The sequence below is a fragment of the Amycolatopsis sp. NPDC031561 genome, from assembly GCF_055580625.1.
The window spans coordinates 36,677-61,726 of the sequence record NZ_JBVILA010000030.1; the positions used below are offsets into that span (position 1 = coordinate 36,677).

Annotated in this window: 25 protein-coding genes; 17 read left to right on the forward strand and 8 right to left on the reverse strand. The window is 67.8% G+C overall.

What is annotated here, in order from left to right; genetic code table 11:
• Positions 1–2 precede the first annotated feature (2 nt).
• Positions 3–803, reverse strand: a complete 801-nt coding sequence (locus tag ACZ5IK_RS38810; RefSeq protein ID WP_465492232.1) for a carbon-nitrogen hydrolase family protein — start codon at positions 801–803, stop codon at positions 3–5.
• A 103-nt stretch (positions 804–906) separates the two neighbouring features.
• Between ACZ5IK_RS38810 and ACZ5IK_RS38815 the strand changes: the two genes are divergently transcribed.
• Positions 907–1,566, forward strand: coding sequence for a GntR family transcriptional regulator (locus ACZ5IK_RS38815; protein WP_410600892.1), 660 nt, complete (start codon positions 907–909; stop codon positions 1,564–1,566).
• On the opposite strand, the gene ACZ5IK_RS38820 is transcribed toward ACZ5IK_RS38815, so the two are convergent.
• A complete protein-coding gene (locus ACZ5IK_RS38820) occupies positions 1,554–2,714 on the reverse strand; it encodes an agmatine deiminase family protein (protein WP_465492233.1) in 1,161 nt (386 codons plus the stop codon). The genes ACZ5IK_RS38815 and ACZ5IK_RS38820 overlap by 13 nt on opposite strands.
• Positions 2,715–2,800: 86 nt before the next feature.
• Between ACZ5IK_RS38820 and ACZ5IK_RS38825 the strand changes: the two genes are divergently transcribed.
• Positions 2,801–3,367, forward strand: coding sequence for a TetR/AcrR family transcriptional regulator (locus tag ACZ5IK_RS38825; RefSeq protein WP_465492234.1), 567 nt, complete (start codon positions 2,801–2,803; stop codon positions 3,365–3,367).
• On the forward strand, positions 3,368–3,685 hold the full coding sequence (locus tag ACZ5IK_RS38830) for a sporulation protein (protein WP_465492235.1): 318 nt from the start codon (positions 3,368–3,370) through the stop codon (positions 3,683–3,685).
• A 3-nt stretch (positions 3,686–3,688) separates the two neighbouring features.
• Here ACZ5IK_RS38830 and ACZ5IK_RS38835 read toward each other — a convergent pair whose 3' ends face one another.
• The gene (locus ACZ5IK_RS38835) at positions 3,689–4,351 is read right to left on the reverse strand and encodes a TetR/AcrR family transcriptional regulator (RefSeq protein WP_465492236.1); all 663 of its coding nucleotides are present in this window, start codon (positions 4,349–4,351) and stop codon (positions 3,689–3,691) included.
• Between the two features lie 36 nt (positions 4,352–4,387).
• On the opposite strand from ACZ5IK_RS38835, the gene ligD reads away from it, so the two are divergent.
• Positions 4,388–5,323, forward strand: a complete 936-nt coding sequence (gene ligD / locus ACZ5IK_RS38840; protein WP_465492237.1) for a non-homologous end-joining DNA ligase — start codon at positions 4,388–4,390, stop codon at positions 5,321–5,323.
• A gap of 126 nt (positions 5,324–5,449) precedes the next feature.
• Positions 5,450–6,118: a hypothetical protein gene (locus ACZ5IK_RS38845; protein WP_465492238.1), complete on the forward strand. Its 669-nt coding sequence runs from the start codon at positions 5,450–5,452 to the stop codon at positions 6,116–6,118.
• A gap of 724 nt (positions 6,119–6,842) precedes the next feature.
• Here the strand turns inward: ACZ5IK_RS38845 and ACZ5IK_RS38850 are convergent.
• Together ACZ5IK_RS38850 and ACZ5IK_RS38855 are read right to left on the reverse strand one after the other, a co-directional pair.
• Positions 6,843–9,227 carry an ATP-binding cassette domain-containing protein gene (locus ACZ5IK_RS38850; RefSeq protein ID WP_465492239.1) on the reverse strand — a complete coding sequence of 795 codons (2,385 nt, stop codon included), beginning with the start codon at positions 9,225–9,227 and terminating at the stop codon, positions 6,843–6,845.
• 151 nt (positions 9,228–9,378) lie between these two features.
• On the reverse strand, positions 9,379–9,882 hold the full coding sequence (locus tag ACZ5IK_RS38855) for an Lrp/AsnC family transcriptional regulator (protein ID WP_184891655.1): 504 nt from the start codon (positions 9,880–9,882) through the stop codon (positions 9,379–9,381).
• 93 nt (positions 9,883–9,975) lie between these two features.
• Between ACZ5IK_RS38855 and ACZ5IK_RS38860 the strand changes: the two genes are divergently transcribed.
• The 7 genes from ACZ5IK_RS38860 to pspAB all read left to right on the forward strand — a co-directional run bounded on the left by ACZ5IK_RS38860 (position 9,976) and on the right by pspAB (position 15,443).
• A complete protein-coding gene (locus tag ACZ5IK_RS38860) occupies positions 9,976–11,160 on the forward strand; it encodes an MFS transporter (RefSeq protein WP_465492240.1) in 1,185 nt (394 codons plus the stop codon).
• A 139-nt stretch (positions 11,161–11,299) separates the two neighbouring features.
• Positions 11,300–11,488, forward strand: coding sequence for a hypothetical protein (locus ACZ5IK_RS38865; RefSeq protein ID WP_101607415.1), 189 nt, complete (start codon positions 11,300–11,302; stop codon positions 11,486–11,488).
• Between the two features lie 45 nt (positions 11,489–11,533).
• Positions 11,534–12,676 (forward strand): type III PLP-dependent enzyme, encoded by a 1,143-nt coding sequence (locus ACZ5IK_RS38870; protein WP_465492241.1) that lies wholly within the window; start codon positions 11,534–11,536, stop codon positions 12,674–12,676.
• Positions 12,666–13,037 (forward strand): adenosylmethionine decarboxylase, encoded by a 372-nt coding sequence (gene speD / locus ACZ5IK_RS38875; protein ID WP_465492242.1) that lies wholly within the window; start codon positions 12,666–12,668, stop codon positions 13,035–13,037. The genes ACZ5IK_RS38870 and speD overlap by 11 nt, the downstream gene beginning before the upstream one ends.
• Positions 13,037–13,897: a spermidine synthase gene (locus ACZ5IK_RS38880; RefSeq protein ID WP_465492243.1), complete on the forward strand. Its 861-nt coding sequence runs from the start codon at positions 13,037–13,039 to the stop codon at positions 13,895–13,897. The genes speD and ACZ5IK_RS38880 overlap by 1 nt, the downstream gene beginning before the upstream one ends.
• 42 nt (positions 13,898–13,939) lie before the next feature.
• Complete coding sequence (locus ACZ5IK_RS38885; protein WP_465492244.1) at positions 13,940–14,737, forward strand: GAF and ANTAR domain-containing protein; 798 nt, start codon at positions 13,940–13,942, stop codon at positions 14,735–14,737.
• Positions 14,738–14,885: 148 nt separating this feature from the next.
• A complete protein-coding gene (gene pspAB, locus ACZ5IK_RS38890) occupies positions 14,886–15,443 on the forward strand; it encodes a PspA-associated protein PspAB (RefSeq protein ID WP_101607419.1) in 558 nt (185 codons plus the stop codon).
• A 19-nt stretch (positions 15,444–15,462) separates the two neighbouring features.
• Here the strand turns inward: pspAB and ACZ5IK_RS38895 are convergent, their stop codons facing one another.
• A complete protein-coding gene (locus ACZ5IK_RS38895; protein WP_465492245.1) occupies positions 15,463–15,738 on the reverse strand; it encodes a hypothetical protein in 276 nt (91 codons plus the stop codon).
• 313 nt (positions 15,739–16,051) lie between these two features.
• Here ACZ5IK_RS38895 and ACZ5IK_RS38900 point away from each other — a divergent pair, with 313 nt between their 5' ends.
• The 4 genes from ACZ5IK_RS38900 to ACZ5IK_RS38915 all read left to right on the forward strand — a co-directional run bounded on the left by ACZ5IK_RS38900 (position 16,052) and on the right by ACZ5IK_RS38915 (position 23,274).
• Complete coding sequence (locus tag ACZ5IK_RS38900) at positions 16,052–16,855, forward strand: universal stress protein (RefSeq protein ID WP_465492246.1); 804 nt, start codon at positions 16,052–16,054, stop codon at positions 16,853–16,855.
• An 80-nt stretch (positions 16,856–16,935) separates the two neighbouring features.
• Entirely contained in the window at positions 16,936–17,616 is a 681-nt protein-coding gene (locus ACZ5IK_RS38905) for a response regulator (RefSeq protein WP_465492247.1), read from the forward strand.
• Between the two features lie 32 nt (positions 17,617–17,648).
• Positions 17,649–18,728, forward strand: coding sequence for a PAS domain-containing sensor histidine kinase (locus ACZ5IK_RS38910; protein WP_465492248.1), 1,080 nt, complete (start codon positions 17,649–17,651; stop codon positions 18,726–18,728).
• A 46-nt stretch (positions 18,729–18,774) separates the two neighbouring features.
• Positions 18,775–23,274, forward strand: coding sequence for a HAMP domain-containing protein (locus ACZ5IK_RS38915; RefSeq protein ID WP_465492249.1), 4,500 nt, complete (start codon positions 18,775–18,777; stop codon positions 23,272–23,274).
• A gap of 9 nt (positions 23,275–23,283) precedes the next feature.
• Here ACZ5IK_RS38915 and ACZ5IK_RS38920 read toward each other — a convergent pair whose 3' ends face one another.
• Together ACZ5IK_RS38920 and ACZ5IK_RS38925 are read right to left on the reverse strand one after the other, a co-directional pair.
• Entirely contained in the window at positions 23,284–23,688 is a 405-nt protein-coding gene (locus ACZ5IK_RS38920; RefSeq protein WP_465492250.1) for a response regulator, read from the reverse strand.
• Positions 23,689–23,759: 71 nt separating this feature from the next.
• Positions 23,760–24,065, reverse strand: coding sequence for an ANTAR domain-containing protein (locus tag ACZ5IK_RS38925; RefSeq protein WP_465492251.1), 306 nt, complete (start codon positions 24,063–24,065; stop codon positions 23,760–23,762).
• Between the two features lie 189 nt (positions 24,066–24,254).
• Between ACZ5IK_RS38925 and ACZ5IK_RS38930 the strand changes: the two genes are divergently transcribed.
• The gene (locus ACZ5IK_RS38930; protein ID WP_168214306.1) at positions 24,255–24,887 is read left to right on the forward strand and encodes a response regulator; all 633 of its coding nucleotides are present in this window, start codon (positions 24,255–24,257) and stop codon (positions 24,885–24,887) included.
• Positions 24,888–25,050 lie beyond the last annotated feature (163 nt).

The following is a 25,050-nucleotide window of genomic DNA, read 5'->3' on the forward strand; positions in this document are numbered from 1 at the left end:
ACTCAGGACTTCGGGGTGACGGCGAATCGGCGCAGGTGCAGCGCCGGGTTCTTGGCGCGCACCTCGGAGATCCGCTCGGCGGAGACCTCGCCGGTCGCGGTCCCCGTCCGCTCGCCGAGCGAGGCGACGACGACGCCCATCGGATCGACGATCATGCTGTGCCCCGATCCGGTCGGCGCCGCCTGCCCCGCCGCGACGAAGTAGATCGTGTTCTCGATCGCCCGCGCCCGGACCAGCGTGGTCCAGTGGTCCTCCTTGAGCGGGCCGGGCATCCACTCGGCGGGCAGCAGGACCGCGTCCGCGCCCGCGTCGACCAGACGGCGGGTGACTTCCGGGAACCGCAGGTCGTAGCAGGTCTGGAGACCGAAGACGATCCCGTCGACCTCGAACGTCTCCGGCGCTTCGATGTCACCGGGCCGGACCAGTTCCGATTCGCGGAAACCGAAGGCGTCGTACAGGTGCAGCTTGCGGTAGAGCGCGGCGATCGCCCCGTCGGGACCGGCCGCGACCAGCGTGTTCGAGATCCGCTCGCCGCCGGGGAGCGCCTCGTTGACGCCCGCGACGACGGTGATCTGCCGGTCCTTCGCGAGACCGCGCAGTTCGGTGACGAACGGGCCGTCGAGTTCTTCGGCCGAGGTCACGAATTCCCGGCTCATCGTCGGTACGGTGAACAGCGAGTACTCGGGCAGCACGACCACCCGCGCACCGCGGTCGGCCGCTTCGCCGACGAGGGAGGCGACGCGGGCGAGGTTGGCTTCCTTGTCGTTGCCGGGCGCGAACTGCGCCACCGCGACGTGCACCATGGGACCCTTTCCGATAGGTGGAAGTCTTGTATACATGATGGATACTTGGCTGGTCCAGGTGTAGGCTCAGTCGCGGAAAGTAACGGCATAGAGGGGGAACGAGATGACTGTGACCGCCGAAGGGGGCGGCCCGGCGCGCGAGCGGGTCTACACATGGCTGCGCGACGGAATCATCTCGGGCGAGCTGGAAGGCGGCCGCTTCCTCGACGAAATGTGGGTTTCCGGCGTAGTCGGCGTGTCCAGAACGCCGGTTCGCGAAGCGTTCCACCGCTTGGCCGCCGAACGGTTCATCAGTCTCTTGCCGCGCAAGGGCGCCCAGGTGCGCACGGTCACTTCCCGGGAACTGGAAGAGGTCTACCAGAGCAGGCGGTTGATCGAAGGCCACGCCATCGCGACGCTCTGCGCGAACCGGGCCGGTGCTCCCGCCGAATTGCCGGAACTCATCGAGGGGATGGTGCGCTCGGGTGCCGAACGCGACTGGTTCGCCGTTTCGGGGTTCGACCGCCGGTTCCATCGCGCCATCGTGAACGCCGCGGGCAACACCGTCCTGACCGAGCTGTACGACACGCTCCGTTCACGCCAGCAACGGGTCACGGTCCGTGCGCTGGAGGCCCGCCCGGAGCGGCTGACGGTGATCAACTCCGAACACCGGGAACTGGTCGCCGCCTTGAACGACCATGACGCGAAAGAGGCGTCACGGTTGCTGGAGCAGCATTTGCGCCCGGTGTCCGAAGTGATGTCGGTGCTGCCTCAGGAAGGCTGACCCGGCTGGTCGTGCGTCGAGCAGTGGATCCCGCCGCCGCCCGAGGCGATGGTCGAGATCTTCACCGGCACGATCTCGCGGCCGGGGAACTGCTCGCGCAGGATCTCCTGTGCGCGCTCGTCGGCCGCGGCGTCGCCGAACTTCGGCACGAAGACCGACTTGTTCGCGACGTAGAAGTTGGCGTATGAGATCACGCTGTCCTCGCCGTAGCCTTCGACCTTGTCCGGATCCGGCTGGACGAGGTCGATCACCTTGAAGGGTTTGCCGTCGGCGCCGGTGGCGCCCGCCAGTACCGACCTCGCCTGATCGGCGGCGCGGGACCACGAGTCCGGCGGGGTGCCGGGCGCGGCTTTGTCGAGCAGCACGACGCCGGGCGCGGTGAACCGGGCCAGGCAGTCGACGTGGGCGTCGGTGATGTCCTCGCCGCGGACGCCCGCGAACCAGATGACCTTCCGGACGCCGAGCACCTTCTTCAGCTCGTCTTCGATCTCCTGACGGCTCTTGCCCTTGTTGCGGTTGTCGTTGACCAGTGAGCTTTCGGTGACCATCAGCGTCCCGGCGCCGTCGGTCTCGAACGAACCTCCCTCCGCGGTGATCCAGGTTTCGGTGCGGGCCAGTCCGTACTTGCCCAGCACCGACCGTGCGACAGCGTTGTCCTTGTCGTGCGGCTTCTGCTTGTCGCCCCAGCCGTTGAAGTTGAAGTCGACGCCCGCGACCTTGCCGGCCTCTTCCACGAACACGGGGACGGTGTCGCGCGCCCACAGGTCGTCGACCGGGATCGGGACGACTTCGACCGTGTCGCCGCACGCCTGCTGAGCGGCGTCCGCGTGCTCGGGCCGGGCGAGGAGCACCACCGGTTCGTAGCCGGCGATCGCCTTGGCCAGGCCGGCGATCTCCTCGCGGACGGCGGGCAGGTCTTCCGCCCAAATGGACTTCGACGCGGGCCAGGACATGAAGGTGCGCGCGTGGCTTTCCCATTCGGCACCCAATTTGCGGGCCGCCGCGGGGGCGGGCTCCGGAGACCCGGTTGTCGGAGCGGGCGCGGGCGCCGAGGGACTCGACGAGCACGCCGAGCTCCCGACCGAGACGGCGCCGATCGCTGTCAGGGCACGCAGGACCGTGCGGCGGGGCAGGGACGAATCGAACACTGGGCACTCCTTGGCTGAACCGGTGACGACACGATAGCATCCTGACTGAAAATTCAGTCAGGACGAAACCGCTAGGGTGAACCCCCGTGTTCGAACGTCAGCAGAAGATCTTGGAAGCGGCCGTACGGGTGATCGCGCGCAGCGGTGTGCGGGGCCTGCGGGTGGAGAAGATCGCGGCCGAGGCCGGGATCTCGACGTCGTTGATCTACTACCACTTCACCAATCGTGCGGGGCTGCTCCGGAAGACCCTGGAGTTCGTCAGCGACCGCGCCGCGGGGTACACGGAGGAGGCCGCGGCCGGGGCCGTCGATTCCCGTACAGAGCTGGAACTCATGCTGTTCGGGGAACTCCAGGACACGCAGGCGGTGCGGGAGAACAGCACCGCCTGGGGCGAACTACGCGCCAGCGCCGTCTTCACTCCCGAGCTACGCGAACCACTGGCGGAGTCGACCCGGATCTGGGTGGCCGAGGTCGCCGAGGTGATCCGGCGCGTCCACGACGCCGGGGGCGAGGCCGAGAACGCCGCCGAACGGCTTACCAGCCTGGTCGAAGGACTCAGCGAGCGGTGGCTTTCTGGTTCGATGGACCTGGACAGGGCGCGGGAGCTCCTGCGTGGTGCGATCACACTGGAACTGGACAGGGTGGGGGCCTGAATGGGACTCGAGAAGGTCGTCGGCACCATGCGTGACAACCTCACCGTCCGGCGTGTCTACGGCGAGCCGGTCGAGAAGGACGGCGTCGTGGTGATCCCGGCGGCGAGCATCATCGGCGGCGGAGGCGGCGGGCACGGCACCGAGCAGGGCAAAGAGGGAGAGGGCGGCGGTTTCATGTTGGCCGCGCGCCCTGTCGGCGCGTACGTGCTCAAGGGCGGCGACGTCCGCTGGGTGCCCGCGGTGGACCTGACCTTCCTCGGCATGGTCTTCGCCGTCATGGTCGCGACGATCCACAAGGCCAGGCGACGGAAGGTCTGACGCTTAAGCCCCGGCGGTGATACCGGTGAGGATGAGGTCGATCCCGGTGAGGAACTGCTCGCGGTCGTCGTGCTCGCGCACCTGATCGGCGATGGACTTCATGAACGGGAACCGGTCGGAATCGAGGTTCTCCCACGCGCTCGCCGCGGCGTGGAGGAATTCGGCCCGGTCCACTTCCACCAGGACGCGGGCGTTCGCGGCGTTCTGCCCGGCGGCGCCGAAGATGTAGTGCATCAGCGCCGAGGTCGCCGTGAACCAGGTGGCTTCGGGTACGCCGAGCGCGCTGACCCGTTGTCCGAGCGTTTCGAAGATCCGCGGTGTCACCGAACCCCAAGGGCTGCGGGAAAACTGTACGGCGAGCTGCGGGGAAAGCCACGGGTGCCCGACGATCGCGTCGAACAGGCCGAGCGCGATGGCGCGGATCTCGTCCTGGGGCGAGCCCGCGGGCTCCGTGGCCAGCGCACCCGCGATGACCGACGCGGTGGCGGCGTTGAGCAGCTCGTCCTTGTTCGGCACATGCCAGTAGATCGCCCCGGCGCCGGTGGCGAGGCGTTCGGTCAGCGTCTTGAAGGTCAGCCCGCTTTCGCCGTCCGCGTCGAGCAGCGCGACGGCCGCCTCGACGATGCGCTCGCGGGACAGTGCGTCCGCGCGGGTCCGTGGTGCCATCCCGCCATCCTGGCAGGTTCGGGTTAGTTTCCTCGTATGGCGAAAAGCTCGGCGGTGGAGATCGAGGTCGGCGACCGGACGGTGCGCGTCTCGAACCCGGATCGCGTCTACTTCCCGGCGCGGGGTGAGACCAAGCTGGACCTCGTCCGGTACTACCTCGCTGTCGGCGACGGGATCGTGCGGGCGCTGCGGGAGCGGCCGTGCATGCTGCACCGGTTCCCGTCCGGCGTCTCGGGGGAGAAGGTCCACCAGAAGCGCGTCCCGAACGGTGCCCCGGACTGGCTGCAGACCGTCCGCGTCGACTTCCCCTCCGGCAGGCACGCCTACGAACTGTGCGTCACGCATCCCGCCGACGTGATCTGGGCGGTGCAGATGTCGACCGTCGAGTTCCACCCCTGGAACTCCCGCCGCGCCGACACCGAACGCCCCGACGAGTGGCGGATCGATCTCGACCCGATGCCCGACTGCCCGTTCTCCACCGTGCGGAAGGTCGCTCACACCGTCCGCGAGATCCTGGACGAACTCGGCATCGTCGGCTGGCCGAAGACGTCCGGCGGCGCCGGCCTGCACGTCTATGTCCGGATCGAACCCAGCTGGGGTTTCCAGGAGGTACGCCGGGCGGCGCTCGCCTTCGCGCGCGAGGTCGAGCGCCGGATGTCCGACGAGGTCACCACCACCTGGTGGCGCAAGGACCGCGATCCCGCGAAACTGTTCGTGGACTACAACCAGAACGCCCGGGACCACACGATCGCGAGCGCCTACTCGGTCCGCGGCGTGCCCGAAGCCGTCGTCTCGACCCCGATCACCTGGGACGAGATCGACGACGTCGAGCCGCGGGAGTGCACCATCGCCACCGTGCCCGCGCGCTTCGCCGAACTCGGCGACCTGCACGCGGGCATCGACGACACGGCGTACTCCCTGGACACCTTGCTCGAGTGGGCCGACCGCGACGGCCTCGACACCGACGGCTAGCGCCGATTCGCAACTAGAGGACTAATTGCTTCGCGAGCTCGGGCATGGTGGCTCGCCACGAGGTTGTAACACCCGCCTTGATCAACACGTCCAGGTAGGAACGATCTTGTTGCGAGAGGCACCCTGATGACGAACCCCTACGGCACCCCGTACCCCCAACCGCCTATGCCGCCGAAGAAGCGTCCGATCTGGCCGTGGTTTCTCGTCGGCGGTGGTGTGCTATTTCTCGGGATCGTGGCCGTTTTGGTCCTCGCGGTCGCCGTCAGCCCCACTGCGCGCACCGGCGTCTCGAACTCGGGCAGCGTGAACGCCGCGGCACCGGTGGAATCCTCGGCGGAGCCCGAGGAACAGCGCACCGAAGCGGGTTTCCGGCCGCTCAAGGTCGGGGAGGAAGCGTCGTGGGGTCCGAACGGCGGCCGTGATCCATTCGTCAAGTTCACCTTGACCAAGATCGCCGTTGATCCGAAGTGCTCGCCGTACATGAAGCGGGAGGCCGGAAAGCACACGCTCCTCGTCGATGTCGCCGTGCAGACGCTCGACTTCCCCGATGACTCGTCAAGCTTTGAAATCGCCGCGACCATCAACCCGCTCAGGTTTCAGACCCGTGACGCCGCCGGCACGACACACTCGGGCTCGATGAGCATATGTGTGGTCTCGTCAAAGCACCTGCCCATGACCTACTCGCCCAACTCGAAGTACACGGGACAGATCGAAATCGAAGTCGAGGACAAAACCGGCGCGCTACTGCTCGCCCGAGGCTTCTCGAACGCTTCCGGATGGGAATGGGCGTACTGACGCTTGCTTAGCGGTCTCGCCAAGCCAGTGGCGACAAGCTGCCTCACCGGAGACCAGCGGGAAACAAGGTCTTCGGCGACGCGGGAAGTCGTCTACCCCGGCAGCCGACCGGCCGACACGACCAGGCGGTGACTACCCCTCGACCCGGTTTCGCAGGCCTCTGGACCTGCCAGACCAGGACGACGAGGCTTATTGACGAGAAGAGCGAACGCGTCACATTCGCGGTCGGGTCGTGCCAAGGGGCGGATCTGGACTGGCCGACGAGAGCCAACCGCACCCTGACTGTCCACCTGGGACGCTTCCAAGCGATTGGATGTCCGTTTGATACCTGTATGCGCGCTTTGTGCTGGCGGTCGTGAGTGGCAATGCGGGTTTTGGTGGGCCCGTATTTGCTTACCCGCTGGATCCTGGGTGAGTGGGGAGGATTGGGGACGGTGAACGTCCCGAATCCTCCACGCTCGAACCCTGTCGCGGTGAGATCCTGGTGTCATCGAGTTCCGAGACCGGAGCGGGCTCCTCGACTACCACACCCCAGCTTCGCCCTGGTCACGCGTAGGTAGGCAAATACCAATCCGCGCCACCCTCTCTGCCACTCACGACCCGCGTCGCAAAGCGCGCAAAGCGCCCAACTCGGACATCTGTATCGTACAGAGTGTCCCTTAAGGACAGTCGAGGATCGCGGATGGCCAACTTGAGGCATCCGCTTCGCGGCTGACGGCCGCGGTCACTTGCCGATGTAGGCCTTCAGGTGTTCCCCGGTGAGCGTCGAAGCGGCCGCGACGAGGTCCGACGGCGTGCCCTCGAAGACGATCTTGCCGCCGTCGTGGCCGGCGCCGGGGCCGAGGTCGATGATCCAGTCGGCGTGCGCCATGACCGCCTGGTGGTGCTCGATCACGATCACGGACTTGCCCGCGTCGACGAGCCGGTCCAGCAGGCCGAGCAGGTTCTCGACGTCGGCCAGGTGCAGACCGGTGGTGGGCTCGTCGAGGACGTAGACGCCGCCCTTGTCGCCCATGTGCGTCGCGAGCTTCAGCCGCTGCCGTTCACCGCCGGAGAGCGTGGTGAGCGGCTGGCCGAGGCTGAGGTAGCCGAGCCCGACGTCGTTGAGCCTGCCGAGGATGGTGTGCGCGGCCGGGATGCGCCCCTCGCCCTCGCCGAAGAACTTCTCGGCTTCGGACACCGGCATCGCGAGTGCCTCGCTGATGTTCTTGCCGCCGAAGGTGTACTCCAGTACCGACGCCTGGAAACGCCTGCCCTCGCACTCCTCACAGGTGGTCGCGGTGCCCGCCATCATGCCGAGGTCGGTGTAGATGACACCCGCGCCGTTGCAGTTCGGGCAGGCGCCCTCCGAGTTTGCGCTGAACAGCGCGGGCTTCACGCCGTTGGCCTTGGCGAAGGCCTTGCGGATCGGTTCGAGCAGGCCGGTGTAGGTGGCCGGGTTGCTCCGCCGCGAGCCGCGGATGGGGGTCTGGTCGACCGAAACCACACCCTCGGCGGCGGGGATCGAGCCGTGGATCAGCGAACTCTTGCCGGAGCCCGCGACACCGGTGACGACGCAGAGGACGCCGAGCGGGACGTCGACGTTCACCTTCCGGAGGTTGTGGCGGTCCGCGCCGCGGATCTCCAGTTTGCCGGTGGGCTTGCGGACGCCGTCCTTGAGCGAAGCCCGGTCGTCGAGGTGCCTGCCGGTGCTGGTGTCGCTGGCGCGCAGGCCTTCGACGGTGCCCTGGAAACAGATCGTCCCGCCCGCCGTGCCCGCGCCGGGGCCGAGATCGACGACGTGGTCGGCGATGGCGATGGTCTCCGGCTTGTGCTCGACGACCAGCACCGTGTTGCCCTTGTCGCGCAGCTGCTGCAGCAGGTTGTTCATCCGCTGGATGTCGTGCGGGTGCAGGCCGATGGTGGGCTCGTCGAAGACGTACGTGACGTCGGTGAGCGAGGAGCCGAGGTGCCGGATCATCTTCGTGCGCTGCGCCTCACCGCCCGAAAGCGTGCCGGACGGCCGGTCGAGGGACAGGTAGCCGAGGCCGATGTCCACGAAGGAGTCGAGCGTGTGCTGCAGCTTCTCCAGCAGGGGCGCCACCGACGGCTCCTTGAGCCCGCGGACCCAGGCGGCGAGGTCGCTGATCTGCATCGCGCACGCGTCGGCGATGTTGATCCGTTTGATCTTCGAAGACCGCGCGAGCTCGCTGAGCCGGGTGCCGTCGCATTCGGGGCAGACGGTGAAGGTGACGGCCCGGTCCACGAAGGTGCGGATGTGCGGCTGCATCGCTTCCCGGTCCTTGGACAGGAACGACTTCTGGATGGTGGGGATCAGCCCCGAGTAGGTCAGGTTGATGCCCTCGATCTTGAGCTTGACCGGCTCCTTGTAGAGCAGGTCGTCCAGCTGCCTCTTGGTGTACTTCTTGATCGGCTTGTCGGGGTCGAAGAAACCGCAGCCGCGGAGGATGCGGCCGTACCAGCCGTCCATGGAGAAGCCGGGGATCGTCAGCGCGTTCTCGTTGAGGGATTTGGTTTCGTCGTACAGTGCGGTGAGGTCGATGTCGTTGACCTTGCCCCGGCCTTCGCAGCGCGCGCACATCCCGCCGGTGATGCTGAATTCGCGGCGTTCCTTCGTGGTCCGCCCGCCCTTCTCGACGGTGACGGCGCCCGCGCCGGAGATCGAGGCGACGTTGAAGGAGAAGGCCTGCGGCGAGCCGATGTGCGGCTTCCCGATCCGGCTGAAGAGGATGCGCAGCATCGCGCTGGCGTCGGTGGCGGTGCCGACCGTCGAGCGCGGGTCGGAGCCCATCCGCTGTTGGTCGACGATGATCGCGGTGGTGAGGCCGTCGAGCACGTCGACGTCCGGCCTGGCCAGCGTCGGCATGAAGCCCTGCACGAAGGTGCTGTAGGTCTCGTTGATCATCCGCTGCGACTCGGCCGCGATCGTGTCGAAGACCAGCGAGCTCTTGCCCGAGCCGGAGACACCGGTGAACACCGTCAGCCGCCGTTTCGGCAGCTCGACCGCGACGTCCTTGAGGTTGTTCTCGCGGGCGCCCAGCACGCGGATGAGGTCGTGGCTGTCGGCGGGGTGCTCCTCGGGCGGCTGCGGCCTGGTGGTCTTGCTCATCGTGTCTCCATCCTCATGTGGGCCGCGTGTACGGTCCGTCAGCCTCACCGGGCTCGATCTAACCAGTTTCGAGCCGTTCGTCCTCTTCGAACGTTCGGTGATCACGCTAGGTGAGTGCGCAGGCGCTCGCTTCTCGATTCCTGACCGGTGGTCAGACGCTCCAGCCCTCGCTCCTGGTCGCCTTGAGGAAGTCCTCGACCGGCGGACCGACCGGCCTGCCCTCGTACTGCGTCGACAGCACCACCGACGATCTGATCTCGCCGTGTTTGCCCAGCCGTTCGAAGAGCCCTTCGAGATGTTCGAGCGACACCGCACGCACCTTCAGCATGGTGCAGCGGTCACCGCTGAGCCGGTGCAGTTCGACCACCTCGGGGTAGTCCTCCGACTTGCTGGTGCGCAGCAGGCAACTGCCGAGCGAGCAGCGCATCTCGACGAACGCCTGCAGGTCGTACCCGGCGCGCCGCGCGTCGACCTGGGCGCGGTACCCGGTGATGACACCGGCCTCCTCCAGCCGCCGGACCCGTTCGGCGACCGCGGGCGCGGAGAGGTTGACGCGACGGCCCAGTTCCTTGAACGAGAGCCGCCCGTCGCTCTGGAGGGTCTCGACGAGCCGCCAGTCGAGGTCGTCCAGCGCCCTTTCCGATCGTAAGGTCATCGCGCCCGGATTCCTTTCATGATGTGCCTCGCACCCCCGCGAAGCCTTCGTCAGCCTATTCGCCGGGGCCTCCGGAATCCCTAGGTTTGAATCATGAAACCGATGATCGCGCTCTTCGTGGGCGTCGCCTGTCTCAGTACCGCGGTCGTCGGCCTGTCGACCACGGCGGCGTTGATCGTGGTGGAGCACGCCGGCGCCGCGTGGAGCGGGCTGCCGAACGCCGTGCTGGTCCTCGGTTCCGCGGCGGGTTCGTTGTCGTCGGGCGCACTGGCCGCCCGCTACGGCAGGCGGCTCGTCCTGGTGCTGATGTACGGCGCCGCCGTCGCGGGTGCGCTGATCTCGTTCGCGGGGGTGCTCGGCGGGTCCGTGCTCGCGCTGGTGGCGGGGATGCCCTTGATCGGCTTCGGCAACAGCGGTGCGCAGTTCTCGCGGTACACGGCCGCCGACCTGTCTCCCGAGCACCGCAAGGGTTTCGCACTGTCCACAATGGTCTGGGCGGGGACCGTCGGCGCGGTCGCCGGGCCCGCGCTGATCGCGCCCGCCGCGGCGCGGGCGGAGGCCGCCGAACTGCCGGCCCTGTCCGGTCCGATCGTGGCGGGTGCGGTTGTCGTGGCCATCGCGGTGGCCGCCGTGGCAACCCTGCCCCGCGGTCTCGCCGCCCCGGTGGAGGGAGCGCCGCGGCGGGAACGGATGTCCGTGCGGAACCCGGTGATCCTCGGGCCGCTCGTGGCGATGGTCGGCGCCCAGGTGGCCATGGTGGCGGTGATGACGATGACCCCGGTCCAGTTGCACCAGCACGGCCAGGGACTCGACGTCGTCGGCTGGGTGCTGAGCGCGCATCTGATCGGGATGTTCGCGCTGGCGCCGCTGTCCGGCTGGATCACCGACCGCTGGGGTGGCCGCGCGGCCATCTTCGGCGGGATCGGCACGCTCGCCGTCGCGGCGGTCACCGCGATCGGCGCCCCCGATTCGCATCACGTGGGAATCCCGGTCGCGATGTTCCTGCTGGGCTACGGCTGGAACCTGGTGTTCGTCGGGGGCAGCGGCATGCTCAGCCGTGACCTCCCGCCCGCTCAGCGGGCGAGGGCGCAGGGCACGGTCGACGCCTTCGTCTGGGGGACCTCCGCGGTGGCGAGCCTTCTCGCCGGGCAGCTGTTCGGCCTGGGTGGATACGTTCTGGTGGCCGTCGTGGGCGGCCTGTGCGCCCTCGCCCCGCTCGCGGTGCTCGGCCGCCGGGCCGCCGTTCCGGAGCCCGTTGAAAAAGTCGCGCGTCGTTGATCTGCGAAACCGGGGCCTTGCCGTCATACTGCTTCACTCCGACACGAACGAACCCGTGATGACACAGATCACGTCGGTGACCGATTCGCCAGTGTCCTAGGGTGAAAGCAGACAAGGTGCGGGAGATCGGGGGTGCACGATGAGCGAGTTCGCGGTGAATCTGCGGGACCGGGTACGACAGGCCAGGGAAGACGTCCGGATCGCCAGGCGGGACTCGGACGAGGACCGTGCCTCGGCCGTCGGCGCCGATCTGGCCAACCTGGAGCGACTGGCCGCCGAACACGGGGTGGAACTGCCCTCGCAGGCCACGGACGACGCCCGGGCGTGACCCCGGGTTCCGCCCCGGTGATCGGCCTTTGACACCCTGGGGCGTGTGACCGAAAGCCTGAACCGCGTCCGCGCCTTCCTGGCGGATCGTGAGCCGCCGACACCCTGCCTGGTCGTGGACACCGACCTGGTCGCGGAGCGTGCGGCCGCGATCTCCGGAGCGTTCCCGGGCGCGCTGATCCGGTACGCGGTCAAGGCCAATCCCGCTCCCGAGGTGCTCGACGCGGTGCTGTCGACGGGGGCGGGGTTCGACGTGGCGGGGACGGCGGAAATCGCGCTGTGTCTGTCCCGTGGGGCGCGAGCGGCGGAACTGGCCTACGGCAACACGATCAAGAAACCGGCGGACATCGCGTTCGCGTATCAGCGCGGAGTCCGTGAGTTCACCACGGATTCCGCCGGTGATCTGGAGAACCTGGCCGAGCACGCGCCCGGCTCGCTGGTCTCGGTCCGGCTGCTGACCGGCGGACCGGACTCGGTCACGCCGTTCGGGCACAAGTTCGGCTGTGAGCCCGCGGTGGCCGCCACGCTGCTCCGCCGGGCGGTGGAAGCGGGCCTGCGGCCGGGAATCGCGTTCCACGTCGGCTCGCAGCAACCGGATCCGGCGGCCTGGGAGATCGGGATCGCGACAGCGGCCAAGGTCGCCGCCGACGCCGGTGTCGGCCTGGAGCGGCTCAACATCGGCGGCGGGTTCGCCACCGAGCACCGGGAATCCGTACCGTCCTTGCCCGATTACGCGGCGGTGATCCACGCCGCCCTCCGGGAACACCTGCCGGGGCCGGAACTGATGCTCGAGCCCGGCCGCGTGATCGTCGCCGACGCGGGGCTCATCAGGACCGAAGTGGTCCTGGTGACCACGCGCGCCGCCGCCGACGAACGCCGCTGGGTGTACCTCGACGTCGGCAGGTACAACGGAATGGCGGAGTGCGAGAACGAAGCCGTCGCGTATCGGCTGGAGGCCGTCGGCGTCAAGGGTCCGGAAGGGCCGGTGGTCCTCGCCGGGCCGACCTGCGATGGTGACGACGTGCTTTACCAGCGGACGCCGTGCGCGCTGCCGAAGTCGTTGAAGGCGGGCGACCGGCTGGACATCCCGGGCACCGGGGCCTACACCGCCAGCTATTCGTCCGTCGCCTTCAACGGAATCGAGCCGTTGCGCACCTATTGTGTGGGGAGGTTCGCCGATGCCGGGTGAAGAACCACTCGTCGGCCGGTTCGCCGGCCGCCATGTCCTCGCGGAGTTCGAGGGGATCGAGCCGTCGCTGCTCGACGACGCCGAGCTCCTGAAGAAGACCCTGGCCGACGCGGTCACCGAGGCGGGGGCGACGGTCTGCGAGGTCGTGTCGCATGCTTTCGCCCCGCAAGGGGTCACCGTGCTCGCGCTGCTGGCCGAGTCGCACGCGTCCGTGCACACCTATCCGGAGATAGGTTCGGTGTTCGTGGACGTGTTCACCTGCGGGGACCGGGCGGATCCGGAGCGGGCCGTGGCACTGCTGGCGAAGATGCTGGGCGCCGGTACCGTCCGGATGTCCACTGTGGAACGAGGAGAAGGCTGATGGCGCAACGAGTGATCGTCGAGCCGATGGGCGCGGGGCTCACCCGGAACTGGGACGTCGAAGAGGTCCTGTTCGAGGGCCGCACCGCGTTCCAGGACGTCCTCATCGGACGGACCGCGCAGGGGATCTCCCTGTTCTGCGACGACGAACGGCAGAGCACCGAGCTGAGTCAGCTCGTGTACCACGAAGCGCTGATAATCCCGTCGTTGCTGCTCGCGGATCGCGTCGAGCGGGTGCTGATCATCGGTTCCAGCGAAGGAGTCGCCTCCCAGCTCGCGGTCGCCGCGGGGGCCGAGGTGGTCGACCACGTCGACATCGACGCCGAAGCGGTCCGGGTCTGCGCCGAGCACCTTCCCTACGGCTACACGCTCGAGGAGCTGGCCCGTGCCGAACGCGGGGAAGGGAAGATCCGCGTCCACTACCGTGACGGCTGGGAGTTCCTCGCCGAAGCGCGGGAACGCGGGGACATCTACGACGTGGTCGTGATCGACCTGCCGGACGAGAACGACGATCCGGCGGCGCAGCACAACCGCTTGTACGGCACCGATTTCCTGAACCGGTGTGCGGTCTTGCTCACCGAGGGCGGGGTGGTCGGCTGCCAAGGGGGCTGTCCGACGCTGTGGCGCAACCAGACGCTGATCACGTCGTGGCGCCGGTTCACCGAGTCGTTCGGGACCGTTCTCTACTACGGTTCGGACGAGCACGAGTGGGCGTTCTTGAGCGGCAGGGCCGACGTCCTCGGCGATCCCGGCGCTTTCGTCGCGGAGAAGATCGGCAAGGCGGGAATCGGGGAGTCCACTATGGACGAAGAAGCGCTGCGGGCGAACACCGTCCCGCCGTTTTCCCTGCGACGGAAATAAGAACCGCAACGATTGTTATCTCGTTGAGATCATCCGATCGCCTTGGCCCGTGACGACCTCGTGCAGGATCGTCCATCTGGTCGTTGCCGGGTGCCGTGGTGCGGGGCCAGAATCGCTACAGTGAATATCTGGCGCGAGGGCATCGTCGCAGGGGTGGACAGGGAGTCCGCGGTCTGCGCGGCATTCGCGAGCCTGACGGCGAGTGTGGCGGAAGATCTCGGACCGGATCGGGTCGTGGACACGTTGGCCGGCGAATGTGTGCGGCTGCTGCCGATCGATTCGATGGAAGTCTTCCTCCCCGGGCTGAAACTGGAGCGATATCCCGCGGTGGCGGAGGAAGGCCCCGCGCTCGAGTCGTTCGAAACCGGCAGCGACGTCGCCGTGAAGGATTTGTCCGCCGAGGTTTCGCGCTGGCCCACCTATGTCGCGAGGATGGTGGGATTGGGCTACGCCGCGGTTTCCGCGCTTCCGATGCGCATGATGGAGGAAACCGTCGGTGCGGTCACCCTCCTCAGTGCCGAAACCGAGGTCTTGAGCGCTGAAGACCGCCGGTTGGGACAGGCGCTGGCCGATGTCGCGACCCTCTGCCTTCGCCAACAACGGGAAGTGCGTCACTATCGGACGCTTTCGGGGCAGTTGCAGAGGGCGCTCGACAGCCGGGTCATCATCGAACAGGCGAAGGGTGTGCTCGCCGAGCGTGCCGGGATCGGTGTCAGCACGGCGTTTCAGCGGTTGCGTTCCTTCGCCCGCAGCTCGAACCGGAAGCTGTCGGAGGTCGCGCACGGGGTCGTGAACGGCACGGTCGACAGCGAAAAACTTCTTCGGCCGCGAAACCGGTGACGACCGCCGAAAATCGGGCGGCAGGTGCCGGTAGGGCCGTTGGTCACCTGAACAGGGGACTTGTCCTGGTGAACGCGCGACCGTGCGGCCCTAGGGCGCGAGAGCGCGATCGGAAAGGCTTCACGCAGATGAGAGGATGCGTGAAGTCATGGCACTACTGGGAAGCCTTCTGGGGAGGAGCCGCTCGGTACGGCCGAGCCTGCTTCCGTTGCTGGACTTGAGGTCGGCGGCCTTGACGCTGCGGACCGGTTATGGGCTCGCACCGACGGGATCGGGCACGGTCTGCTTCGTCGCAGGCGAGCGTCCGGGGGACGGCACGGAGGCGGAGATCATCGCCGGTCTCGCCGGTGACTCCGTCCGCCGCAACGTGGTCACCCACGACGCGCACGGGCGGACGATCGTGCGCTGCTGGCGGGACAACGGCGATCTCGGCTGGCTCCTCGACGACCTCGTCGACGTCAACGACAGGCTCGCACAGGCCGGTTTCGTGTCCTGGTTGCTGCACACCACGGTCGACTTCGCCGAGCTGCGGGACATGCGTCATCCGAGGCTGACGATGGTCTACCGCCGGGAGCGTGGGGCCTTCTACCCCTACGTGCCCCGTGGGACCCGCGGCCGCGACCGGGCGACGGAACTGAGGATCCGCTCGTCGCTGACCCGGATCGTGCCGATGGAGGCCGACATCGGCCGGTGGCACCCGGTCTGACGGGCGCCCCACCCGGGTCTCAGCCGGTTGCGCCGCTGAGCCAGCCGCGCAACCGCTGGACACGCCGGTCCCGAGGATTCCAGCGCGGGAAGTGGTACCGGCGCCGCGGCCGCGTGGCCGGAGCGGCGGCGTCGAGCTGCCGGAAGGCGGCCAGGACGTCGTCGAGCAGGGGAGCCGGTTTCTCGGGTTTCGCCGCGAGCCGCGGCAGCCTCTCGAGTTCGGCGGAGACCAGCGCCCGGAGGGCACCGGCATGGGCGCCGGGACGGCGTTGGGTCTCGCAGATCCTCGTTGTCACGTCCCGGTCACCCTTTCCCGAACGCCGATCCGGCGGTTTGTCACCTTCGACGATGCGGCATCGCGGGCCACTCCGGTCACCGCCGAAGGTAGTGGCATCGAGGGCACAAAGACCCCACTAAGTCGCCGATCGGGTACGGCGTGTCACGGGTTGGCGTCGAAAGGACGGGCTTGCCGGGGACGGTGGGACAATGTCCGGCGGATCCCGTCTCCCCGTCTGGGAAAAGGACTTCATGCTCTGTGCCGGTGTCACGCCGGAGGGCAGGCTGTCGGCGGACGTCCGCCGGTGACGGCGGCGAGACGGGAGGCCGGTGATGGCCGGGATCCAGCGGCGTGCCGCCGTGGTCGTCGGCGTGGACTCCTCGCAGTCGTCACGGGCGGCGGTGCGCTGGGCCGCGGGGGAAGCGGCGAGACGGGACAGCGCGCTGAAGCTCCTCCACATCGACAGCGGTCGCTGGGATTGCGGCGTGGCGGACAACCTCACCGCCGCGAGTGTCGCGAAAGAAGCCGAACCGGCGGTGCCCACCGAACACGAGGTGAAACTCGGCGAGATCACGGGCGAACTGGTCGCGGCGTCACGGTCGGCGTCGCTGCTGGTGCTGGGAACACATGGTTTCGGCGCGTTGCGCGGGTCGCCGATCGGCACGGTCGCCGCGGAGGTGGCCGGGCACGCGGGATGCCCGGTGGTCGTCGTCCGCGGGCTGACCGCTCCCCGCCGGGGCGAAGTGGTCGTCGGAGTCGATCCTTCCGGCGACAGCGAACGCGCCCTCGCTTTCGCGCTCGACAGCGCTTCGGCGCGGAACACCGATCTGGTCGTCGTCCACGCCTGGCACGACGGCGTTCTCGAGGCGGGCGCCGACCTGGCGAGTGTCGAAGCGGCGGAGGGACGCGCGCTGGAGGACCGGATGGCGGCCTGGCGCGACAAGTACCCGGGCGTCGGCCTCCGGCTCGCGGTCGTCCGTGACCGCAACGTGGCCCGCGCGCTCATCCGGGCCGTCCCGCACGCGGGGCTGATCGTGATCGGATCGTCCGGCGGCGGGCTCGGGAGCACGGCACAGGCGCTGCTGAGCCGTGCGCGATGCCCGGTCGCCCTGATCGGCGAACCGGCACGAGGGTGAATGCGGCCGCGCGCAGGATTGACTTCCGTGAATCTGCCGGACAATGGTCCCGGCGACACCACGATCGACGGAGAAGGTGAATGGTTAACCCGACCTCCCCGCAGCCCATGCCCCCGGCCGCGGCCCCGATCAGGGTGCTGCTCGTCGAGGACCACAAAATGGTGGCCGAAGCACTCGGCGCGGCCTTCGAGGAATTCCCGGAGATCCACCTGGTGGCCTCGGTGGACTCCCTCGCGCACGGCATGATCGCGGCGGAGGAGCACCTGCCCGACATCGTCCTGCTCGACCGGCGGTTGCCGGACGGCGACGGGATCGAGGCGATCACGAGGTTCCGCGCGATTTCGCCGTTGATCAGGGTGCTCGTGCTGACCGGCGACGCGAACAGCGCCATCGCCGCCAGGATCCTCGAGGTCGGCGGAGCCGGGCTTCTGCTGAAATCAGGTCTCCTCGACGAGCTGGTCACGGCGATCCGCACCGTCGCGGCGGGTGACGTGATCATCGACCCCGAACTGCTCGGCGGCGCCCTGGCCATGCTGGCCGGCAGCTCCGGCAGGCTCGGCCCGGTGCTGACGCTGCGGGAGCGGCAGGTGCTCGGCCTGATCGCCGAAGGGGCGGGAACCGACCGGATCGCCGAAGAGTTGCGGCTCGCGCGCAATACCGTGCGGAATCACGTGCAACGCATCCTGGTCAAGACCGGGACCCATTCGAAACTCGAAGCCGTGGCGCACGCGCGAAAGAATGGCCTCCTCGAACGGCCGTAGCGGCGGGGCGTATCCGAGTGCCAAGCTGCACTATGGCCATGCTGCCATCGGAACAGGCACCCGATCATCGCAGTGCTGTGCTCTTCGAGTTGTTCGTGCACAGCGTCGTCGACTACGCCATTTACATGCTGGACGTCGACGGCCGGGTGATCAGCTGGAATCCGGGGGCGGAACGGATCAAGGGGTATTCCGAGGAGGAGATCCTCGGCAGTCATTACTCCGTTTTCTACACCGAGGACGACATCGCCGACGGGAAACCCGCCGCAGAGCTGCTGATCGCCGCCGAGGTGGGCAGCCATGAGGACGAGGGCTGGCGCGTCCGCCGCGGCGGTGAACGGTTCTGGGCCAACACCGTGCTGACCGCGTTGAGGGACGGCCATGGCGATCTCGTCGGTTTCGGCAAAGTCACCCGCGACCTCACCGAACGCCGGAAATCACAGGAAGAAAGGACAGACCGGAGGCAGGCGTTCGCGCATTTGGTACGGGCACAGGAAACCGAACGCCGTCGTATCGCGTGGGATGTTCACGACGATTCCATTCAGTCGATGATCGCGGTGAGCATGCGGCTGCAGATGCTCGCCGCGCAACGGCGGGATTCCGCTTTGATGCAACTCGACGACGCGATTCAAGGGGCGATCCGGCGGCTGCGGATCCTGGTCGCCCAATTGCGGCCGCCCGCGCTGAACGACGAGGACCTGGTCGCCTCCGTCCGTGACTACCTCGACGAGGTCGTCGCCGGCTGGGGGCTGGACTGCACGCTGCGGCACGACTTCACCGCCAAACCGCCGCCCGACCTCGTCGTCACCGCCTTCCGGATCCTCCAGGAAGCGCTGGTGAACGTGCGGAAACACGCGAACGCCACCACGGTCCTGGTGTCACTGACGGGGAAGGACGGCGGTCTGCTGGCGAAGGTCACCGACAACGGTGACGGGATGAAGCGGGACGGCGAGAGTTCTCACGAAGCGATGTCAGGCGAGCACATCGGTATGGCATCGATGCGTGAACGCGCGGAAGCGGCGCAAGGATGGTTCCGGGTTTCCAGCAGGCCGGGTGAAGGTACGTCCGTGGCCTGCTGGATTCCGCTGGCCCTTCCCGGGCCCGCGCGGAGCTGACGGTATCCCCCTGGACCTGGGGAACCCGAAAGAAGGAGGCACCTCCATGCCGGAGCCGGGGAACAAGCGTGGATCGAGAGACGCGGTCCGCGTGGGCGGGGCGCTCAACGACGAAGGCCTGCAACGGTTGCTGGAGGGGTTGAAAGCCGTTCGTGACGGCGACTTCAGCACGCGGCTGCCCCAAGAGGACGACGTCCTGATGGACGAGATGGCCGTCGTCTTCAACGGGATGGTCGACCAGCTGGCGTTGTTCACCTCCGAGGTCACCCGGGTCGCCCGCGAGGTGGGGACCGACGGCAAGCTCGGCGGCCAGGCGGCGGTGCCCTCGGTTTCGGGGACCTGGAAGGACCTCACCGATTCGGTGAACGCGATGGCGGGCAATCTCACCGGCCAGGTCCGTGACATCGCCGAGGTCGCGACCGCGGTGGCGAAGGGTGATCTCTCGCAGAAGATCACCGTCGACGTCAAGGGCGAGATGCTGGAGTTGAAGAACACGATCAACACGATGGTGGATCAGCTGTCGTCGTTCGCGGACGAGGTCACCCGGGTGGCGCGTGAGGTCGGCAGCGAGGGACGCCTGGGGGGCCAGGCCGAAGTGCCCGGTGTCGCGGGGACGTGGCGGGATCTGACGACGTCGGTGAACTTCATGGCGGGCAACCTGACCGACCAGGTCCGCTCCATCGCCGAGGTCACCACGGCGGTCGCGAAAGGCGATCTGTCGCAGAAGATCACCGTGGACGCTCGGGGCGAGATCCTGGAGTTGAAGAACACGATCAACACGATGGTGGATCAGCTGTCGTCGTTCGCGGACGAGGTCACCCGGGTGGCGCGCGAGGTCGGCACCGAAGGCGCGCTCGGCGGGCAGGCTCAGGTTCCCGGGGTGGCGGGGACGTGGCGGGATCTGACGACGTCGGTGAACTTCATGGCGGGCAACCTCACCGCGCAGGTGCGGTCGATCGCCCAGGTGGCCACGGCGGTGGCGAAGGGCGACTTGTCGCAGAAGATCACGGTCGATGCTCGGGGCGAGATCCTGGAGTTGAAGAACACGATCAACACGATGGTGGATCAGCTGTCGTCGTTCGCCGATGAGGTCACGCGGGTGGCGCGTGAGGTCGGCACGGAAGGGCGGCTGGGTGGTCAGGCGGACGTCAAGGGGGTGTCGGGGACGTGGAAGGGATTGACCGAGTCGGTGAACGTCATGGCGGACAACCTGACCGATCAGGTCCGCTCCATCGCCGAGGTCACGACCGCGGTCGCGAAGGGTGACCTGTCGCAGAAGATCCGCGTCGACGCGCGGGGCGAAATCCTGGAACTCAAGGACACGATCAACACGATGGTCGGCCAGCTGTCGTCGTTCGCCGATGAGGTCACGCGGGTCGCGCGCGAGGTGGGTACCGAGGGGCGGTTGGGTGGTCAGGCGGACGTCAAGGGGGTGTCGGGGACGTGGAAGGGGCTGACCGAGTCGGTCAATGTCATGGCCGACAACCTGACCGATCAGGTCCGCTCCATCGCCCAGGTCGCGACGGCGGTCGCCCGAGGGGATCTGTCGCAGAAGATCACCGTCGAGGCCAAGGGTGAGGTCGCGGCGCTCGCGCAGACGATCAACACGATGGTCGACACGCTGTCGGCGTTCGCGGACGAGGTCACGCGGGTGGCGCGTGAGGTGGGCACCGAGGGCATCCTCGGTGGGCAGGCCCGCGTGCCGAACGTCGCCGGTACCTGGAAGGACCTCACCGACAACGTCAACTCGATGGCGAACAACCTCACCGGGCAGGTCCGCAACATCGCCCAGGTGACCACCGCGGTCGCGCAGGGCGACCTGTCCCGCAAGATCGACGTCGACGCGCGGGGCGAGATCCTGGAGCTCAAGACCACCATCAACACGATGGTCGACCAGCTTTCCGCGTTCGCCGCGGAGGTCACCCGCGTGGCGCGCGAGGTCGGCAGTGAGGGACGGCTCGGCGGCCAGGCCGAGGTCGAAGGCGTCTCGGGCACCTGGAAACGGCTCACGGAGAACGTCAACGAACTCGCCGGGAACCTGACGCGCCAGGTCCGGGCGATCGCCGAGGTCACCAGCGCGGTGGCCACCGGCGACCTCACCCGGTCGATCTCCGTCGAAGCGCAGGGCGAGGTCGCGGAACTGAAGGACAACATCAACGCGATGGTCCAATCGCTGCGTGAGACGACGCGGGCGAACGAGGAACAGGACTGGCTCAACACCAATCTGGCGCGGATCTCGGGCCTGATGCAGGGCCATCGTGACCTGCGGGTGGTGGCCACGCTCATCATGAACGAGCTGACCCCGCTGGTCGGCGCGCAGCACGGGACGTTGTTCCTCACCGAGTCCGGCGAGAGCGGCACGCGACTGCGGCTGATCACCAGCTACGGGCACAGCGAGGATCCGGACAGTCCCTCGGGTTTCGCGATGGGGGAGTCGCTGATCGGGCAGGCCGCGCAGACCAAGAAACCGATCGTGGTCGACCGGACACCGCCGGGCTTCGTGAAGATCTCGTCGAGTCTCGGTTCCGCCCCGCCGGTCACCCTGATCGTGCTGCCGATCGTCTTCGAGGACCAGGTGCTCGGCGTCATCGAACTGGCTTCGTTCGGTGAGTTCACGGCCGTCCGCAAGGACTTCCTCGAACAGTTGATGGAGACCATCGGCGTCAACGTCAACACGATCATCGCCAACGCGCGGACCGACTCCCTGCTGGAGGAATCGCAGCGGCTCGCCGAGGAACTGCAGGCACGTTCGGAGGAACTCCAAGCGCAGCAAGCGAAACTCCAGCGGTCCAACGCGGAACTGGAGGAGAAGGCCGAACTGCTGGCGCGGCAGAACCGCGACATCGAGGTCAAGAACTTCGAAATCGAGCAGGCGCGCCAGGAGATCGAGGAACGCGCGCAGCAGCTCGCGCTGGCGTCGAAGTACAAGTCCGAGTTCCTGGCCAACATGTCGCACGAACTCCGGACCCCGTTGACCAGCCTGCTGATCCTCGCCGGGGTCCTGTCGCAGAACTCGACCCAGAACCTGACGCCCAAACAGGTCGAGTTCGCCAAGGTGATCCAGTCCGCGGGCACCGACCTGCTGCAGCTGATCAACGACATCCTCGACCTTTCGAAGGTCGAGGCGGGCAAGATGGACATCCACCACGAGCCGTTCCCGCTGCGGCAGCTGCTCGACTACGTCGGTACGACGTTCCGCCCGCTGACCGCGGAGAAGGGGCTCGACTTCCAGGTCACGGTGGAACCCAACGTGCCGGAGCTGTTGTTCACCGACGAGCAGCGGCTACGGCAGGTGCTGCGCAACCTGCTGTCGAACGCGGTCAAGTTCACCGAAGACGGCAGCGTCGAGCTGCGGGTCAAACTGGTCGACACCATCGTTTCGCCCTCCGCCGCGGGACACGAGTCCCTGGTGGCGTTCAGCGTGATCGACACCGGGATCGGGATCGCCGAAGAGAATCTCGAATCGATCTTCGGCGCCTTCCAGCAGGCCGACGGCACCACCAGCCGCAAGTACGGCGGCACCGGGCTCGGCCTGTCGATCAGCCGTGAGGTCGCGTACCTGCTCGGCGGCGAAATCCGGGCGGACAGCGTGCTGGGCACGGGCAGCACGTTCACCCTCTACCTGCCGGTGGCCAGGTTCACCGTGCCCGCGAGCCCCGATGAGTCCACTGTGGACAAAGCCGGGTCGGAGCGACGGGTCCTGGTTGTGGAGAGTGATCAGAACAGCCTGCTGACCCTGCTCGCCCGCGGGGTCGCGGCCGATGTCGCGGACAACCACGGCTCTGTCCAGGTCCGCGCGGTGGCCAATCCGGCGGAAGCGTTCGAAGAACTGAAACGTGACAACTACCGCTGCGTCGTACTCGACACCAGCATCCCCGGAACGGGCGCGTTGACCTTTCTCAAACGTCTCGCGGACGGACCGCGTCCCGTCGAGGTCCCGGTGCTGGCGCACGCGACCCGCAAGCTCAGCGCCGCGCAGAACCGGTTGCTGCAAGGGCACGCGCGGGTGCATCCCGTCGAACTGCTGCCCTCGCTGGACATGCTGCGGGAACGCATCATGCTGCACATTTCGGCCAGCGAGCTCGAGGGCATCCTGCCGCTGATGCAGCAACCCGACGTGACCCCGGCGGAGACTGCGCAGGTCACCGACGTGCCCGCCGGGTCGCCGCAGCTGCAAGGGCGCAAGGTCCTCCTCGTCGACGACGACGCCCGCAACGTGTTCGCGATCTCGGGGATGCTCGAACTGCACGGGCTGTCGGTCGTGCACGCGCCCAACGGCCGCAAGGGCATCGAGGAACTGCTGTCCGACGACGGCATCGACCTGATCCTGATGGACGTGATGATGCCGGAGATGGACGGCCACGCGACGACGGCGGCGATCCGCGAGATGCCGAGGTTCGCCGGCCTGCCGATCATCACGGTGACCGCGAAAGCGATGGAAGGGGACCGCGAGAAGAGTCTCGCCGCCGGGGCGAGCGACTACGTCACCAAACCGGTGAACGCGGCGGAGCTGCTGGCCTGCATGGAACGCTGGCTGGCGGACTGACGACCGTGGCTATTCCGTGCCGTTGGCGCTGTTCGCGCAGACCCGGCGGATGGCCGCGACGATCTCGGTGTTGGGGCTGCCCTTGACGAGGTACTCGGTGACGCCCGCGGACGCCATCTGGGCGATGGACCGGGTGTCGCTGTGCGCGGAGAACGCCATCAGCCGCGTGCGGGGCACCCGCCGCCGGATCTCCCGCGCCATCCACGCGCCGCCCCCGCCGGGGATCCGGACGTCCAGGACGGCGACCTCCGGAGCCAGCTGTTCGGCGAGCGTGACCGCCTCGGCCGCGTCCAGCGCGACGGCGACCACCTCGATGTCCGGCTCGGTCTCCAGGAGGGCGCGCAGGGCATCGCCGATGACCGGGTTGTCGTCCGCGACGAGCACCCGAAGTCTGGGGGGCGGCGTTCGGTTCATGACCCAGTCCGTGCCCGCGGTGTCTGCGGCGCCGGGGGTGGTCGCGGGCCCCCCTCCGAGCTTGGCATGACTCAGCAAGATATCCGTCTGTCGCCTTCGCTCGGCTGTTCGACGAGGGTCCTGGCGACGTCGTGGATCTTCATATTGTTGTTGCGGCAGAACGAGCGCAGCAATTCGAACGCCGCATCGATGTCGATTTGGTATCGCTCGGCGAGAATGCCCTTCGCCTGCTCGATGGGCAGCCGGTGGTCCAACGCGTACTGGAGCTGTTCGGCGCGGGCCCGGTAGAACCGGACGAGGTCGCGCGTGGCCACGAGCTCGTCTGCCGGGTCGGAAGAGCCGGACGGAGGGGCCGGCGAAAGCGTGGTCTCGGACATGGGCTGATCGTCGCAGCGGCCGACTGGTCCGGGAAGAACAGAACGTCCTGACTCGAATGATGCAAATGGACCTGGTCCGGTCGGCGGCAGGCACTCGAACGGGTGCCGAACAGGGCCCTTTGGCCTGTCGCAGTGACCGGTCGTGCGCCGTACGCTCAGAGCCTAGGAGGGGAAACCGTGGAGGTCGGAATGCTCCGGGTGTTTCTGGTCGACGACCACGAGGTGGTCCGTCGAGGGGTCGCGGACATGCTCGAGGAGGACACGGGCCTGTGCGTCGTCGGTCAAGCGGCCACCTTTTCCCAAGCGCTGGCGAGGATTCCGGCGCTGCGGCCGGACGTCGCGGTGCTCGACGTGCGGCTGCCGGACGGCAACGGTGTCGAGCTCGCGCGGGAACTGCGGTCCAAGATGCCCGAACTGAAGTGCCTGATGCTCACGTCCTACACCGACGAGCAAGCGATGCTGGACGCGATCATGGCGGGCGCCAGCGGCTACGTCATCAAGGACATCCGGGGCATGGACCTGGTGGCCGCGGTCAAGGAGGTCGGCCTCGGCCGGTCACTGCTGGACGCGCGCGCCGCCGCGACGCTGATGGCGAAGTTCCGCGACGACGCCGCGAAGAAGGGCCCGCTCGCCGGGCTTTCCGAGCAGGAGCGCACGCTGCTGGAACTGATCGGCGAGGGACTGACCAACCGGCAGATCGCCGAGCGGATGTTCCTCGCGGAGAAGACCGTCAAGAACTACGTGTCCCGGCTGCTGACGAAACTCGGGATGCAGCGGCGCACCCAGGCGGCCGTGCTGGCCACGGAACTGCGGCGCCCCTGACCGGGCGCGGGCTCAGGACTGTGCCGCCCCTGACGCCTGTGCTGCCCTGGCCCGTGTGTCAGGAAAGGGGCTTTCAGGACGAAAAATGTCTTGAAAGCCCCTTTCCTGACATGCCGTGTCCCTCTGATGTCCTGAAAGCCCCTTTCATGACACGGCGCGGATC